This window comes from Diplocloster modestus, from assembly GCF_019042245.1.
GTDB classification, from domain to species: Bacteria; Bacillota; Clostridia; order Lachnospirales; family Lachnospiraceae; genus Diplocloster; species Diplocloster modestus.
Genome location: NZ_JAHQCX010000022.1, coordinates 16,191 through 32,737, shown reverse-complemented (window position 1 = coordinate 32,737; position 16,547 = coordinate 16,191). Strand labels below are relative to the sequence as shown.

14 protein-coding genes are annotated in these 16,547 nt (G+C 49.0%); 5 read left to right on the top strand and 9 right to left on the bottom strand.

Annotation, left to right across the window (positions count from 1 at the left end; genetic code table 11):
* Positions 1-2 precede the first annotated feature (2 nt).
* Positions 3-461 (top strand): FMN-binding protein, encoded by a 459-nt coding sequence (locus KTH90_RS22060; protein ID WP_158351975.1) that lies wholly within the window; start codon positions 3-5, stop codon positions 459-461.
* 102 nt (positions 462-563) lie between these two features.
* Here the strand turns inward: KTH90_RS22060 and trxA are convergent, their stop codons facing one another.
* Both trxA and KTH90_RS22050 read right to left on the bottom strand, forming a co-directional pair.
* Positions 564-893: a thioredoxin gene (gene trxA, locus KTH90_RS22055; RefSeq protein ID WP_158351977.1), complete on the bottom strand. Its 330-nt coding sequence runs from the start codon at positions 891-893 to the stop codon at positions 564-566.
* A 234-nt stretch (positions 894-1,127) separates the two neighbouring features.
* Complete coding sequence (locus KTH90_RS22050; RefSeq protein WP_158351979.1) at positions 1,128-1,553, bottom strand: CBS domain-containing protein; 426 nt, start codon at positions 1,551-1,553, stop codon at positions 1,128-1,130.
* 257 nt (positions 1,554-1,810) lie between these two features.
* On the opposite strand from KTH90_RS22050, the gene KTH90_RS22045 reads away from it, so the two are divergent.
* Positions 1,811-5,488: a multicopper oxidase domain-containing protein gene (locus KTH90_RS22045; RefSeq protein WP_238727491.1), complete on the top strand. Its 3,678-nt coding sequence runs from the start codon at positions 1,811-1,813 to the stop codon at positions 5,486-5,488.
* A 68-nt stretch (positions 5,489-5,556) separates the two neighbouring features.
* On the opposite strand, the gene KTH90_RS22040 is transcribed toward KTH90_RS22045, so the two are convergent.
* From KTH90_RS22040 to KTH90_RS22030, 3 genes are all read right to left on the bottom strand, one after another.
* Entirely contained in the window at positions 5,557-7,470 is a 1,914-nt protein-coding gene (locus tag KTH90_RS22040; protein ID WP_238727490.1) for an NAD(+) synthase, read from the bottom strand.
* 66 nt (positions 7,471-7,536) lie between these two features.
* Positions 7,537-8,415, bottom strand: a complete 879-nt coding sequence (hslO, locus tag KTH90_RS22035; protein ID WP_238727489.1) for an Hsp33 family molecular chaperone HslO — start codon at positions 8,413-8,415, stop codon at positions 7,537-7,539.
* An 11-nt stretch (positions 8,416-8,426) separates the two neighbouring features.
* A complete protein-coding gene (locus KTH90_RS22030) occupies positions 8,427-9,179 on the bottom strand; it encodes a class I SAM-dependent DNA methyltransferase (RefSeq protein ID WP_238727488.1) in 753 nt (250 codons plus the stop codon).
* A 171-nt stretch (positions 9,180-9,350) separates the two neighbouring features.
* Between KTH90_RS22030 and KTH90_RS22025 the strand changes: the two genes are divergently transcribed.
* Positions 9,351-10,382, top strand: coding sequence for a DUF6709 family protein (locus tag KTH90_RS22025; protein ID WP_238727487.1), 1,032 nt, complete (start codon positions 9,351-9,353; stop codon positions 10,380-10,382).
* Here the strand turns inward: KTH90_RS22025 and KTH90_RS22020 are convergent.
* Positions 10,379-10,966 (bottom strand): pentapeptide repeat-containing protein, encoded by a 588-nt coding sequence (locus tag KTH90_RS22020; protein WP_238727486.1) that lies wholly within the window; start codon positions 10,964-10,966, stop codon positions 10,379-10,381. The two genes, KTH90_RS22025 and KTH90_RS22020, sit on opposite strands and share 4 nt — an antisense overlap.
* Positions 10,967-11,163: 197 nt before the next feature.
* Here KTH90_RS22020 and KTH90_RS22015 point away from each other — a divergent pair, with 197 nt between their 5' ends.
* Positions 11,164-11,925, top strand: a complete 762-nt coding sequence (locus tag KTH90_RS22015; protein WP_158351992.1) for an MBL fold metallo-hydrolase — start codon at positions 11,164-11,166, stop codon at positions 11,923-11,925.
* Between the two features lie 30 nt (positions 11,926-11,955).
* Here KTH90_RS22015 and KTH90_RS22010 read toward each other — a convergent pair whose 3' ends face one another.
* The 3 genes from KTH90_RS22010 to KTH90_RS22000 all read right to left on the bottom strand — a co-directional run bounded on the left by KTH90_RS22010 (position 11,956) and on the right by KTH90_RS22000 (position 15,235).
* Complete coding sequence (locus tag KTH90_RS22010) at positions 11,956-12,846, bottom strand: DUF368 domain-containing protein (RefSeq protein WP_238727485.1); 891 nt, start codon at positions 12,844-12,846, stop codon at positions 11,956-11,958.
* A 130-nt stretch (positions 12,847-12,976) separates the two neighbouring features.
* A complete protein-coding gene (gene hisC / locus KTH90_RS22005; RefSeq protein WP_238727484.1) occupies positions 12,977-14,035 on the bottom strand; it encodes a histidinol-phosphate transaminase in 1,059 nt (352 codons plus the stop codon).
* A 15-nt stretch (positions 14,036-14,050) separates the two neighbouring features.
* Positions 14,051-15,235 (bottom strand): pyridoxal phosphate-dependent aminotransferase, encoded by a 1,185-nt coding sequence (locus KTH90_RS22000; RefSeq protein WP_158351996.1) that lies wholly within the window; start codon positions 15,233-15,235, stop codon positions 14,051-14,053.
* 338 nt (positions 15,236-15,573) lie between these two features.
* Here KTH90_RS22000 and KTH90_RS21995 point away from each other — a divergent pair, with 338 nt between their 5' ends.
* Positions 15,574-16,503, top strand: a complete 930-nt coding sequence (locus KTH90_RS21995; RefSeq protein WP_158351998.1) for a hypothetical protein — start codon at positions 15,574-15,576, stop codon at positions 16,501-16,503.
* Positions 16,504-16,547 lie beyond the last annotated feature (44 nt).

Here is a 16,547-nt window from a genome sequence, read left to right as displayed (position 1 = left end):
CCATGAGCTCTAAGACAAAAATAGTGGTGTTACATATGAAGGAGGTTATCTATACAGGTATCTTTGTTGTACTGGGAATCCTTCTGATATTACTGCTTATTTTTATGTTCCTGCCCGGTAAAGGGGGGAAGGGGAACAAAGAGGCTGCCGCTCCTACTTCAAAATATGTCGCAGGTGTCTATTCATCTTCCATTAAATTGAATGACAATGCCATTGATGTTGAAGTGGTCGTGGATGAAGACCATATCAATTCCATTGAACTAAAGAACTTAAGTGAAACAGTCACCACTATGTATCCGCTCATACAGCCTTCTTTAGATGATCTGGCAAACCAGATTATCGAAAAACAGTCCCTGAACGATATTACATATTCGCAGAGTAATCAGTATACTTCTACCGTGCTGATGGATGCTATTGCATCTGCGCTGAATAAGGCTTTAGTCCCGGCAGCGGAGGAGTAACGCTTGGGGGTATGGTTCCATTGTGCTTTTGGGGTTTTATGGTAAAAAAAAGGAGCGGCTGGCTTTGTTGCCGGCATGCTCCTATTTCTTTTGTTATGTGTGTTAGTTTAACTGTATGCCCTGGTCTTTTAGCCAGGTCTCTATTTGGCTTCGATTTTTGGGGGCGACCAGAGGTTCGCCTGCATTTCCGTCTTGGAAAAGTATTAAGGTGGGGATGGTCATGATCTGATATTTCTCGGCGATCTTCATCTGTTCATCGATATTTATTTTGCCGACTGTGAGCCGGGATTGGTAGTCCTGGGCCAGTTGTTCCACAGCGGGGGCGATAGCACGGCAGTAGCCGCACCAGGGAGCCCAGAAATCAACCAGTAAGGGTAGGGAGCCTTTCGTTTTTTGGGCTATGTTTTCTTCGGTTATTGTAATCGCTGACATTTATTTTTCCTCCGTTTCTTGTTACGTTCTTGGCTTACTGTAACTAATTTGTTTTCAGTTTATACTGTAATTATAATAGTTACATTTAGGCTTGTCAATACTTTTTTCTTTTTCCTTCTTTGTTTCCCTTTTTAGTTTCACCTTTAGTTTTCCTGTCAGTAACTGGTTTTATTCAGGGTTAAATGTAAAATATATGTATCCAATACAGGATCGGACTGCTGTTGCGGTAAGGAATTAATCACTTTTTGTAATGTTGTGATTATGGCATTGTTCATAGAAAAACTGAAGAATTTCTTTTCTGGTTACGATGCCGATGAATACGTGGTTGTCGTCGATTACCGGCACGAAGTTCTGGTTTGTGGCAATTAAAAAAAGATCTTCTATATTGGAGTCGATGTGGACTGGCAGATTGTCCAGCCTGCGCACGATTTTGGAAACCGGTATCTTCTGGGCATCCCTGAAATTCAGCGAATACTCGTTTTTGATGGAGAATAACAGATCGCCCTCGGTTATGGTTCCTACATATTCGCCTTTTTTATTGATTATGGGCATGGCCGTATAGCGGTGATGCTCCATTTTTTCCAGAACCTGTCGCAGGGAATCATCTTCATTTATGTATGCCACTTCACTTTTCGGGGTAAGAAAAAATAGAATATTCATGATCTCTCCTTTATCCTTTACGTTTATCTTATTGTTCCGCCGGAACCCTGACGGCCGGCCGGTATCCTTCTTTTATATAATTATAATGCACGGCGGTTTTGGTGTCCACTATAAGCGTATGGTTCACCAAAAATACACAAATGTCTTTTGGTGGTGTTATCGGATTTTCCGCATATGATATGGTAAGGCCAGGGTTCAAAGAGCCTTTGGCCGGAATAGTTTCTTTTAAAAAAACAAATCCATTTAGGAGGTAGAGTATGGAATTATTCCATTATCCCGAAAGGTGTAATGTCCGTACTTTTTATATAGAGGCAATAGAAATTCCTATTGTTTATAATAAATATGGGGATCACGATCCCAACGGATTATTATATGTGTTACAAAAAGATGCAGGGCGTATTCAGAGAAAAGCCCTGGAAAATTTTCACCAGGCTGTACCCCAGCCGTACGAGGAGGTCAGGCCTTTGGTGCTGAGGGCCAACCTGGGGGATGAGATCCGGGTGCACTTCCGCCATTCCCTGGACAGGGAATTGTCCATTCATGTACAGGGACTATCCTACGATGTGCAGTCCTCGGATGGCTCGTTTGTGGGGATGAATGCGGACAGCACTACAGGAAACGAAATCAATTACTGCTGGTATGCCCAGAAAGAAGGGGTCTATCTGTTCAGTGATATGGGGGATACCAGGAGCAGCGAGGAGGGCACAAACATTCATGGACTGTTTGGCGCTATTATCGTGGAAGCCCCCGAATCGATATGGCTGGATCCTATGACCGGTCAGCCGATAGAGAGCGGACTGTTCGCGGATATCTACCATCTGTCACTCCCGGCATTCCGGGAATACGCAGTATTTTTTCACGACGAGCTGGAGATGAAAAATAAGGATGGGCTGCAGCCCGTAGATATGCACACAGGCCTCCCTTCCGCCACAACCGGAATCAGCTACCGTTCAGAGCCGATGCGGAACCGCATGCCTCTAAGCGTTGACCATGCGGATACGGGAGAAGATATATCCATGAGTTCCTGGGTGTACGGCGACCCCGCGCCGCCCATCCTCAGATCCTACGTGGGCGATCCGTCCAAGATCCGCCTGGTTCATGGAGGAGTGAAGGAAACACATGTATTTCATCTTCATAACCACCAGTGGAGACTGGAAGGGGATAATCTAAGCTCAACGATTATAGACTCCATCTCCATCAGCCCTCAGGAGTGTTATACTCTGGATATACTGCATGGAGCCGGAAGCCTGAATGGAATGATCGGAGATGCTATCTTCCACTGCCATCTGTATCCGCATTTTCATGAAGGAATGTGGACCCTTTGGAGAATATACGACCGCCTTCAGGACGGAAATCAAAAGCTGCCGGACGGAACGGTCATTCCCCCTCTGCTGCCGTTAAAAGACAGGGTGGCTCCACCTGAGGTTGACCCGGATCACCCCGGCTATCCAAATTATATCAACGGTCAGTATGGCCAAAGGCCTTTACAGCCTCCGCTTGGAATCCTGAATCCGGACGGAAGCAATAAAATATTTCCGACCCCTCTGGAAATGAAAAATTTTGTGGAAGATTACAAAAGCGGTGCCCTCTACACAGACACATGCCCCTGCCATACCGATGGTAAATGCGGCTCGGGAGAAAAAAATGTCAAGGTGTTTGAACTAGCTGTGATCCAGGCCAAAATCACGTACAACGATTATGGATGGCACGACCCCCAGGGACGTTTTTTTGTACTAAAGGAAGAGCTGGAGCTGCACGGAGGGCTGGACGCCTATATTCGGAAAGTGGAAAACCAGGAAATCCGGGTAGAGCCTCTGGTCATCCGGGCGAACGACGGGGACTGTATCGAAATCAGATTAACCAACTTGCTGCCGGAATATCTGGAAGCCAGCCCGTTCCAGTTAAAAACCCTGACCGATATCGTGGGGTACCATATCCATCTGGTAAAATTTGATACTATCGTATCGGACGGGGCGGCAAACGGCTGGAACAATATCGCGGGCGCCCGCAGGTATGAAACGCTGATCGAACGTTTCTTCGCAAATACAGAGCTGCGCGCCGTGTTCTTCCATGATCATCTGTACGCCAACAGCCACCAGCAGCATGGTGTCTTCGGCTCCCTTATCGTGGAGGAAGCAGGCGCGACTTTCCATGATATCCACACAGGCGAAGAATTAAAGTTCGGGACACAGGCCGTAATCCGCAGAAGGGATGGTTCCTCCTTCCGTGAATTCGCCCTGTTTGTCCACGACTTTGCCCTTTTGTTCGACAAAGACGGAAAGCCCCTGAATCCGCCTGCGGTCCCCGGCTCCCACGATGACCCCGGGGTTATGGGAATCAATTACCGCTCCGAACCCATGAGAGAACGGCTGAAAAGCCACGGAGATCCTGCCTATATCTTCAGCTCTTACGTCCATGGTGATCCTGCCACTCCGCTTCTGCAGACCTATCCCGGCGACGAGATGATCATCCGGCTGCTGGACGGAGCCCATGAAGAACAGCACTCCTTAAATATAACCGGGCTGGCCTGGCAAAAAGAAATTCAGGATATCCATTCCCCCCTGGCCGCCTCCCAGACGATCGGCATCTCCGAGGCATTTAATCTGAGAATCCAGAGAACCTATGGTGCCGGTGATTATCTGTACTATTTTGGTGGAATCGACGACGCCTGGCTGGGATTGTGGGGAATCATCCGGGCCTATGATAAAGTAAGGGACGATCTGCTTCCCATTTGCAGGGGAAAGGCGCAGATCCTGCCTCTGCTCCCCTGTCCCGGCAAAGACGCAGTGATACGAAAATACGAAATAGCCGCCGTCCAGACAGACCTGTTATACAACCGCTACGGGGATCATGATCCGGACGGTCTGATATTTGTGCCGGTAGAAGAACTTCCTCATATCTATTCGGGAAAATCAAAGCCAAAGCCGCTGATCCTTCGGGCAAATGCGGGAGACTGGGTGGAAGTTACTCTCCACAATCTGTTCTCCCCGGATAAGCCGATACCGTATTACGATTATCCAATCGTTCCTTTAGACATGAAACACCAGCCGTCCGACAGAGTCTCCTTAAATCCGCAGTTTCTTAAATACAACCCCATAACGGATTCCGGCATCAATGTGGGCTATAACAACAGGGAACAGACCGTAGGCCCGGGCGAGAGCATAAAATACCTCTGGCACGCAGACCTGGAATACGGCGCCTGTATCCTCCAGTCATTCGCAGATATGCGCAACCACAGATACCACGGCTTGTTCGGAGCAATCATCGTCGAACCGCCGGCCTCCCGATGGTACCGCAATTTCTCCATGGCAAAAGGAACTTATGACGAACAGGCGGTAATCACAGCGCCTGGAGTGGAAACCTTCCGTGAATTTGTATTATTTATACAGAACGGAATCCGATTGTTGGATATCCAGGGCCAATTAATCCAGACGGCGGCGGGAGATCCCGGAGAACCTGTGGATGCGGAAGACACCGGAGAAAAGGGGTATAATTACCGTTCCGAGAGATTCTTCAACCGGCTAAAAAAAGACGGGCGTATATCCAGGGTATTCAGCAGCAAGGTGCATGGCGACCCCGCCACCCCGATCTTCAAGTCCTACACCGGTGACCGTATCGTCTTCCGCACCATGATGCCTGCCGATAAGCCCAGAAACGTAGGGCTCGCCGTCCACGGCCACCTATGGAAAGAGCAGCCCAAAGATCCATTCTCCCGAATCATCCCCCTGCAGGGAGGTATCAGCATCGGAAACAAATTTGACATGGAACTATCAGAAGGCGCTGCCTGTCCCGGAGACTATCTCTACCGCTCAGGCAGTCTGAAATGGGATATCGAATCCGGCATGTGGGGCATCCTCAGAGTTCTCAGACAATCCCTGGGATGCAAATGCAAAAATGTCTGCAAAAAATTCTGCGGCTGCTTTAAGAAAAATTAATCTATAAATCAAAAACAAAGCTACTGTAAAGCCAGTGCGGGGGCAGACTGGGGGGGCGGGAATCCTTTTCATCCCAGCTCCTCGATCTGCTTAAGCCACAAAGCCGCGCTGGCATCACTTGGCATCCTCCAGTCCCCCCTGGGCGACAGCGCAACACTTCCCACTTTGGGCCCGTCCGGAATACAGGAGCGCTTGAACTGCTGGGAGAAAAATCTCCGGTAAAATATTTTCAGCCATTTCAGAATCGTAACGTTGTCGTAGATACCGGCAAATGCCTTTTGGGCCACGCGGTAGATCTTCTCCGGCTCATAGCCGAATCGGAGCATATAGTAGAGATAGAAATCATGGAGCTCATAGGGGCCCACCAGGTCTTCCGTCTTTTGGGAGATCTTACCGTTCTCCGGCGGAAGCAGCTCCGGACTGACCGGCGTGTCCAGTATATCGTACAGAATCGCCGAGAGCGTTTCATTATCACAGGTTTCGGCATAATATCTGACCAGATGGCGGACCAGGGTCTTGGGGACGGAGGCATTGACCCCATACATGGACATATGGTCCCCGTTATAGGTGGCCCACCCAAGGGCCAGCTCGGACATGTCCCCGGTTCCGATCACCAGGCCTCCCGTCTGGTTGGCAATATCCATCAGGATCTGGGTCCGCTCCCTGGCCTGGGCATTTTCATAGGTCACATCATGCCGCTCCTGATCCTGGCCGATATCCCGGAAATGGATATTGACCGCTTCCCGGATATCGATCTCCCGGAACGCGGCCCCCAGACACCGGATCAGCTCACAGGCATTCGTGTAGGTCCGGTCCGTGGTTCCAAAGCAAGGCATCGTTACCGCCGTTATGCCGTCCCGGGACAGGCCGCAGCTGTCGAAGGCACGGACGGTCACCAGAAGAGCCAGCGTGGAATCCAGGCCACCGGAGATTCCCACAACCGCGCTTTTACAGTTGGTGTGGAGCAGCCTCTTTTTCAGCCCTCCGGCCTGGATGGAAAGGATATCCTGGCAGCGTTTGTCCCTGTCCTGCTTATTGGAAGGCACAAACGGATTCGCGTCAAACATGCGCACCAGCGCGGTTTCTTCCACCTTCAAATGGAATTTTACCCGGACATAATTCAGATTTTCTTCCTGCTGGAAGGTGCCCAGCCGCCGCCGTTCACTCATCAGCCGGTGGACATCCAGGTCCGCCCAGATGGTCTGGTTAGAGAAGCGGGGTGATTCCGCCAGCACGATCCCATTTTCCGCGATCAGGTTATGGCCGCTGTATACCACATCCGTAGTGGATTCCCCGTCACCGGCGCTGCTATAGGCGTATCCGCACAGCAGCCTGGCGGACTGTCCCCTGGCCAGGTCCTGACGGTAGGTGTCCTTGCCCACCACCTCGTCGCTGGCAGACAGGTTCACGATCAGTGTGGCTCCCGCCAGCGCGTGTTCCGTACTGGGGGGGGACGCTACCCAGACATCCTCACAGATCTCCGCCGCTACAGACAGCCCCTTCATCTCCTCACATTCGAATAAGATCCGGCTGCCGAAGGGAACCTGTTCCTGCTTACATTCCACGAATTCCGGGTCCTTCGGGCCTTCGGTGAAATGTCTGGCTTCATAAAATTCAGAATAATTCGGTATATTTCTTTTTGGTATGATACCAAGAATCTTTCCTCTGTGCAGTACAGCCGCCGCATTATACAGTCTGTTCCGGAACTGGAAGGGCAGCCCGGTAAACACCAGCGCGTCCAGGATTTCTGTCTCCTTTGCCATGCGGTACAGCTGCCGCATGGATTCCTCCAGCAGCAGTTCCTGCAAAAACAGATCTTCACAGCTGTAACCGCTGATGGCAAGCTCCGGAAACACGATGATCTTCGCACCCTTTTGTGCCGCCTGTTTCATTTCTTCAATCATAACGTCGGTATTGTAGACCGGGTCCGCCACCTTCATATCCGGCGTGACCGCGGCGATCTTTATAAATCCATGCTTCATGCTGCGCCTCCTGCATTTTAACTGAAATTCTGCCTGAATCTGCTGTATCTATCGGTTATCTATTACTTACATTGCCTGGTTTTTCAGATCTTTTAATTCTTCCACCGTGAACTGGTAATGCTTACCACAGAACTGGCAGTTTACTTCGATCTCTTTTCCATCGTCGATCATTTCCTGCAGGTCCTTTTTTCCCACGCTGATCAGGGCTTTGGACACCCGGTCTTTTGTGCAGTTGCAGCAAAAACTGGTGGGAATACGGTCCGTAGTCTCCATTCCCAGCTCGCCCAGCAGCTTTTCCAGAATCTTTTCCGGGGAATAGCCCATTTCCAGAAGAGAGGTAACTGACCGCACCTGTCTTAAATTCGATTCCAGCTCGTCCACGATCCGCTCCTCGGCAAAGGGCATCAGCTGCAGAATAAATCCTCCTGCTTGTTTAACCGTATTATCTCTGGACATCAGCACGCCCAGTCCCACCGAGGAAGGCACCTGCTCCGATGTGGCAAAGTAATAGGTCAGATCCTCCGCGATCTCTCCGGTCTGCAGGTCCACCTCTCCCACATACGGTTCCTTCAATCCCATGTCTTTTATGACACGAAGATATCCATGTCCCACGGCTCCCGCCACATCCAGCTTCCCCTGCTGGTTCGCATGTAAAAGAACGGAGGGCTCATGAACATAACCCTTGACCCGGGCCATGGCGTCTGCGGTCACGGTGATCCCTCCAAGCGGGCCGTCGCCGCGGATCTGAAGCGTCAGAACATCCTGCCTGCTTTTCATCATACAGCCCATCATAGCTCCTGCCGTCAAAAGCCTTCCCAGCGCCGCTGTGGCCACCGGGCTCGTATTATGGGCCTGCCTGGCCTTTTCCACCATATTCCTTGTGGTAGCGGCAAATGCCCGGATCTGTCCCTGGGCTCCCATTGCTCTTACAATATAATCTCCCATTTTCCACTCTCCTATCTTTTTCCCCATTCCCTTGCGATCACATAGATCCGCTCACTGGCCGGTCCCGGTTCTTCCCCGGTGAACGCCTCATAAGCTCCAGCGAACTGAAGGCCTGCCTCCAAAAGCAGCCCCTTTACCTTCTCCAGCTCATATGCCCGCTGATAATGTGTCTCCTCATATTTGCGATACAGCGAGTGGTCTCCCTCTACAAAAAGAGTCAGATCGTATTCATTGATCCGTTCCTCTTCATAATAGGTATTCTCCCAGATAAAACTGCAATGCTCCCTATTTTCCGCAATCACGCAGTCCCCCATCTGTTCATACTTATAAATAGTGTTCAAATCAAATAAAAAATATCCACCCGGATCCAGATAATTATTCACAAGGCGGAATACTTTCAGCATGTCCTCTTCGTCAAGCAGGTAGTTCAACGAATCGCAGACACTGACCACCGCCCGCACCGTTCCATACAGCTCGAACTCCTGCATATCCTGCAGCAGATATAAGATCGGCAGTCCTGACTGCTCTTTCTTATGCATGGCGATCTCCAGCATTTCTTCCGAGTTATCCACACCGATCATGTCGTATCCGGCTCTTGCCAACAATTCCGTCATATTGCCGGTACCACAGCCCAGGTCCAGAACCAGACCGTCTTCGATCCCCAGTCCTTTTAACAATTCGATCAGATAGGCACTCCATTCTTCGTAGGGCACGTTGTCCATGAATTCGTCATACACCCCGGCAAATCCCGTATACGCTTCCATTTTCTGTCCACCAACCTTTTGTTAGATATACTATCAAGTTTTCTATGGAAAAGCAAGGTTGATTCTTTCTTCTGTTGATTCTTTCTCCAAAATCCCGTATACTGGAATAGAATTTACGGATCAGCTACAAAAGAAACCGTCTCCGGCATATCAGGCCTTAAAGGATTCCATATGAAACGAATGCAAAATACAAACAAAGTCTATAAAAATATACGGCGTTTTTATCTGTCGGATTTGATTTTCCCCATTCTCTTTATCCTGATATTGGCAGCCGCCTGGAAGTACAATCCATTCCAGGGCATCTACACGCCAATGCAGATTGATTCTGTGCAAACCTTGAAAAATGCCTATTCCTCCGATAACCGCTATGTCAAAATCTCCCTGAAGGATCTGCACAATACCGGTTACGACTACATACGTTTTGGCAAAATATACGGAACCTATTACTACACCTTTTTGGATGACACCTGTCTCATTGTCATCCTCTCGCCCAATACGGTTCAGGATCTAACTGCGCCCATCACAGAGCTCAATATCCGCGCCAAAATCGTTCGCCCGAACCAGAGTCACAAAGAGCTGCTGGAACACCTGGCCGAAGATCTGTGCTGGACCTATCAGGATCTGTCCCTGGTAGTCAGTCCACTGATCCTGGATGAGGCAGATTACCATCTGCCATTTCCTTCGATCCTGACCTTGTTTCTTCTGCTTGGCTTTCTAAGTGCCTCCGCCGTTCTGATTACTGATCTGGCCTACCTGATCAGTCCCAGGCTGGCCCCTGTATCCCGCAGGCTCAGCCGGCTGTGTAAGGACAAAAACGCTCTGGCCAGGGCGGTTCAGGAACTGGAAACCGAGCCGTTACTGGCCACCGGCCAGATGTATGTAACAGAGCACTATTTTTTTGATCTGTCCAACCGGGGAACCATCATTCTTCCGATTCACCATATGCTCTGGGTGTACCGGCATCTGAAAGTACACAAGCCGCTGCTGAGAAAGTCCATGTCCTATCACCTGTATCTGATCACCGAAGACGGCCACGTGACTACCTCTCCCAAACGCAGTCAGCATGATACCGACGCGGTCATCGCGTACCTGCAGAACCTTAACTCCCGGATTCTCATTGGATTCACAGAGGAAAACAAGGAAGCCGCCCACACTGCTGTGCAAGCGAATACAGAAAAAAAGAATACTCAGCCGCTTATTTAGTCTATGTTTATATGCAGCCCGCCAAGAAGGGACATCACCTCCGGAAATGAAAACCTGGCCCCACTCATTTTATTTGTCAGTACATCGATCTGGTATCCCGAAGCCTGCCTGAAATCTGCCTTCTGCATATTGCATTTAAAGAATTCCGTTCGATCAAGATTACATCCTTTAAAGCTGCACTCCATAAGCCGGCATTCCGCAAACATGGAATCCGAGATGTCCTGTCCTGAAAAATCAAATTTTCTCAAGTCCATATCGGCAAAAGTATTGTATTTCAATCGGCATGTTTGCAGTTTTTTGATCGGCTCTGCAAACTTTCCTGCGGGCAGCAGCTCCTCCCAATGTACCCCGATCAGATTACAATCCATAAATTCTACGTATTGAATCTGGGAGTAATCAGACGCTCTTAGGCTTGTAATCGTACATTTGTGGAATGTACAGCTGTTAAATGAGGACTGGACGAGCACGCATGCTTCAAACGTACAGTTGGTAAAATAACAGTCCACAAACCGGTACTTCCGGAAAGTTTCTTCTCTGTATTTTAGATTTTCAAACTCCTGTGATTCATAATACTTTTCTTCCATACTTTTTCTGACCTCCTGAAAATTAGAAAAGGGGCTGGCTTCTCCTCCATTGATTAAACCGGAGGCCGCACTCTGCCAACCAGTATATAGCAAATCATACTGGTCAGCAATATGAATCAGACAATTATCTTTTCGGAGTGCAGGAGATATGGTACAATCTTTTCAAGGAAAATCACATACAAAAGGGGCTATCTATAATGAGTGATTGGTTTACCATTGACCACATCGATAAAGATACACATATTATCAGCGAATACCGGCACTGGGAAGAAACCCACGCCTATCTGCTGAACGGAAGTACCCACAGTCTTCTGATTGATACAGGACTTGGCATTGAAAATATCTATGAAGAAGTCATAAAATTAACCGCTAAGCCTGTTATAGCCGTAGCTACCCATATCCACTGGGATCACATCGGCGGCCACCGGTATTTTCCTGAATTCTACGCCCATGAAGATGAGGTTCATTGGCTTACCGGTGAATTTCCGCTGACTGTGGAACAGATCAAAGCCTATGTGGTCGAGCGCTGTGATCTTCCCGAAAATTTCAACGTGGACAATTATGAATTTTTCCAGGGCACTCCCGTGAGGGTATTAAAAGATCAGGATCTCATTGATATCGGAGACCGAACAATACAGGTATTACATACCCCGGGCCATTCTCCCGGACATATGTGTTTCTACGAGGAAGCCAGCGGCTATCTCTTTACCGGCGATCTGGTCTATAAGGATACGCTTTTTGCTTATTATCCCTCAACCGACCCGGCCGCCTATCTGGCCTCCATCGAGAGGATCGCCGTGCTTCCTGTGAAAAAGGTATTTCCGGCTCATCACGATCTGAATGTACAGCCCGCTCTCATCCAGGACATGAAAAATGCCTTCACCCAGTTGAAGGTAGAAGGCAGGCTGCATCACGGCAGCGGTATTTTCAAATATAAGGATTTCTCTATTTGGATATAATATAAACGAAACTTCCTATTGAGGTACTCTTTATTCCTCACCCTTAGTACCCATAATGTAGGTAAAGACCGCGCCTGCCGCCAGCAGCACTACTCCAGCAATGGTGTTGAGAACTGTGATACGCATACCGCTTTCCTGCATGACATTGTATATGATAGCGAAAGGGGACGCCACGATAAGCCCCATAATCGCGCTATAGGTGGTCACACTGTGTTTGCGGAACAGGTAATCGATCAGCTTCGCAATCAGGAAGATCCCCAGCAGCACCCCGATTCCAAAAGGTATCAGCACAAAACATCCGGAGAGAATCCCGTCCATCTCAAAAGCGGCCAGTGAGTCCAGAAAACTTTTCAGCGTATCAATAATCCCATAGTAATATCCCAGGATCATCAGAACCAGCGAGCCGCTGACTCCGGGAATTACCATGGTCGCTGATGCGATGATACCCACCAGGAACAGTTTCATCATGGTAAAGACTCCGGGGTCCGTCAGGGAAGCCGACTGTCCTTCACTTTTCATCAAAGGCATCACAATAACCAGCGCGAACAGGACAAGGAATGCAATGACCTGGACAGCCCCGAACTTCGTGTGTGTGGTGCGCATTCCCTTTTTCAGGTTTGAGACCAGGATCGGTACACCGCCCAGAATCATACCGATGAATGCCAGACAAGTGGGAAACGGCTGATTAGCCAACAGATACTGGATCGCATAAGTGAAACCTACCAGGCCGATGACGCAGCCGATTCCGATGGGAAGCAGGCTGATCACGCTCTTCTTAAACTGTTTGAACAAATTTGTAATGGAAGAGATCAGCCGGTCATAGATTCCCATAGATACCGCCATTGTACCGCCGCTGACTCCGGGGATGATATTGGCTACCCCCACGAAAATACCTTTTACAATATCGATAATAAATTTCATGCGTAACATCTTACCTTTCTTAATGAGTTATGCTCACTTCTTAAAGTTACTTCACTTCTTAAAATTCCTATACATCTTAGATTTCTATACTTCTTAAATTTAGATTTCTATACAATTCTGAAAGTTCTATTCATTTCTTCCTATATTTTCTCAGGAAACCGAGAAAAACATTCATCTCCTCGTCCGTTCCGATGGTAATTCTCAGATAATTATCCGTCCGGGGGGCATCAAAATAACGGACATAGATCCCCTCTTCTTTTAGCGCGGCCTGCAGTTCACGGGCCGGATAGTCCGGATGAGTGGCAAACAGAAAATTCGCCCTGGAATCCGGAAACTCAAATCCCAGCTCCCTCAATTCCTCTTTCACCCGCTCCCTGGTGGTGATAATCTGATCCAGGGTTTCCCGGAAATAAGCTTCGTCATTGACTGCCTCGACGCCCAGGATTATCGCCGCCCTGCTCATGGTATAGGAATTAAACGAGTACTTTACGTCATTCAGATACCGGATCAGCCGCGGGTTACCCATCGCATAGCCGATTCTCATACCGGCCAGTGAGCGGGACTTTGAAAATGTCTGGACCACCAGCAGATTCTCAAATTCGTCGATCAATTTCACCGCCGACTTCCCGCCGAAATCAATATAGGCTTCATCTACGATGACAACACTGTCCCTGTTGTGCTGTAAGATCCAGCGGACATCCTGCAGCGGCTCATACACACCGGTAGGCGCATTGGGATTCGGAAAAATAATTCCGCCGTTTTCCCGGACATAATCCTCCTTCACCAGATGGAACTGATCATCCAGCGGCACCATTTCATAGGGAATCTGAAACAACTCTGCCCATACCGGATAAAAGGAGTAGGTCACATCCGGGAACATCAGCGGCTTGTCCGAGTTAAAAAAAGTCATGAACGCCATAGCAAGCACATCGTCTGAGCCCACTCCCACAAATATCTGGCCGCTGCTCAGATGATAATGATGGGCCAGCGCCTCCACCAGATCCGACGATGCCGGATCCGGGTAGAGCCGCATGGCTCTGGTGGACATGCTTTTTACCGCCTGCCTGACCTCCGGTGACGGAGGATAGGGATTTTCATTGGTATTCAGCTTGATGATATTGTCTCTTCTTGGCTGTTCACCGGGCACATAGGGGGTGACCTTTCGGATATTCTTTTCCCATGTTCTCATTCGTATCTCCACCTTTTAAAAATATACCTTGCCAAGGGCCTCGAAGCCGGGCATGGCATTTACGATTGTCTCATAAGCTACACAGTACGCGATCCTGACATATCCGGGGCAGGCAAAAGAGGTGCCCGGCACGATCAGGATATTGTGTTTTTTCGCTTCCTCACAGAACTCTTTTTCATCCGGAACCGGAGATTTTACGAACAGATAAAATGCGCCTTCCGGCTTAATGCAGGTAAATCCACACTTTTTCAGCCCTTCATAGAGCGCTTTCCGGTTTTTGTCATAGAAGGCAACATCAACTTTGGCATCCAGGCACCGGCCGACGACTTTCTGGAACAGGGACGGCGCGTTTACATAGCCCAGAATCCGGTTGGCCACATTCGCCGCATTGATTATCATCTCACTATCGGCAGCTTCATCCGGGATCACCAGATAACCGATCCGCTCTCCCGGCAGGGACAGGGATTTGCTGTAGGAATAGCCGATGATGGTATTTTCATAATAATCCGCGACCCACGGTACTTCCACCCCGTCATATACCAGCTCCCGATATGGTTCATCCGTAATGAGATAAATGTCCGTATGGAATTCTTCCTGTTTTCTGTGAAGGATTTCCGCCATCTTTTTCAGTGTGTCCGCGGAATATACCACGCCGGTGGGATTATTCGGAGAATTGACTATGACCGCTCTCGTCCGGCCGGTGATCAGCTTCTCAAATTCGTCCAGGTTGGGCTGGAAGGTTTCCGTGTTAGGGGGAACCACCACCAGGGTTCCTTCAAAGTTGGCGACATAACTTCTGTATTCACCGAAGAATGGAGCGAATGCCAGCACTTCATCACCGGGATTCAGTAAGGTCTTGAAGATTACATTCAGACCTCCTGCCGCTCCTACGGTCATCAGAATATTATGTAGTTGATAAGAGGTACCGAACTTTTTGTTCAGGGATTCCGCGATCGCCTGGCGCACATCGTCAAACCCGGAATTATTCATATATCCGTGGACAGCCAGAGAATCCTCCTCCTGTATGATGTCCATAACCGCCTGTTTCACTTCCGCGGGAGCATCCACACTTGGATTGCCCAGACTGAAATCATATACCTTATCCGCTCCATAGATCGCCGCCAGACGTTTTCCTTCCTCGAACATCGCCCGGATCGCCGAACTATTCTGAACCATACCTATCATTTTATCTGCTATCATAGCATTACTTCCTTTCCAGAAAATTCTTATCCCTTATCATAGCAAACTACTGGAGAAAATGCAATAATGGGGAAGAGGAAAGGGCTTTTAGAGGTTGGGGCCGGGGAGAGAGGGAAGGGGCGTGGCCTTGCTGGGCCGGGCCCCTTCCCTCTCTCCCCTACACTGGTAAAAGCCTTTTTATATGTGCGCATTAGAGATAGTTTTTGAACACTATATTTTACTGGGTTTGCAACAGTTGGGCGTTTGGTTTACACTTATAAGAAAAGAGGTTTATGTTGGAATTTATTGGAGCTTATATTGAGCGTTTGCGCCTAAGGAGCCTGGGAAGGAGTTTCTGTATGAGTAGGATAAGGTGGTATAAAAGGGGTTTTTGTCTGCTGTTCGTGTTGATGCTTAGTTTGGTTGGGTGCCAAACGGCGGGAACGGCTGAGCCGGATTCGACGGATTCTGGGAAATCGATGGATTCTGCGGATTTAAATGGATCGGGGGATATGGGACTGGCGGCGACGCCGGCTGCTGCTGGTATGGAAGGAGGGGACATGTCCGGGGGACAGCTGGCAGGGAACTCTTCTGGGATAGCGGCTGCAAAGCCTTCTGCCGTGCCGGAAGCGGTGATGAAGGGGACGGTGATTCAGGTGTCGGATACGACGATTCTTTTGGCTGTGGATGAGAATGCTTCGTCGGATCTATTTACGGTAGGAACGGCTGATATTCAGATCGTGGATTCTTCGGGTAATCCGGTAAAGGCTGGGGAGGTTTTACCGGGAATGGTGGTGGATGTGGAGTATGACGGATTTATCGAGGAGGTTTATCCCGGGATCGTCGCTAATCCTTCCCTGGTTCGGATTACGGATGCTGGTGATGATATGACTGGATTTTATCTGACGATTGTCCGGGATATCTTTGAGACAGATTCGGCGCTTAACAGCGATATTCATACCATTGCTCTGGATCTTACCGAAGTGCATAATCTAACGGACGCAGAGAAAGGGGCTCTTGCTTATCTGGTATGGACTCAGTTCGGATACGAAGCTTTCCAGAGTTCGTGGGATGAGTTGTGTGAACAGGGGTATATTGATAAGGATCGTCTAAGTTTCGAGGATGGGATTCTGATTACGCTTACGGATACCCCGGTAAAAGGCTCTTCTTTTGATTTTACGGTTAAGAAATGGCGGGGCGGGGACGGGGCGATCGGGTATGATGACTGCAAAGCAAAAAAATCCGGGCCGGAATGGGGATATACACTGGACGGGGCATGGATTTCATGAGAGGCAGGTTCATAGGTTTAACGGCTTAGCTTTGGTATTTGGGA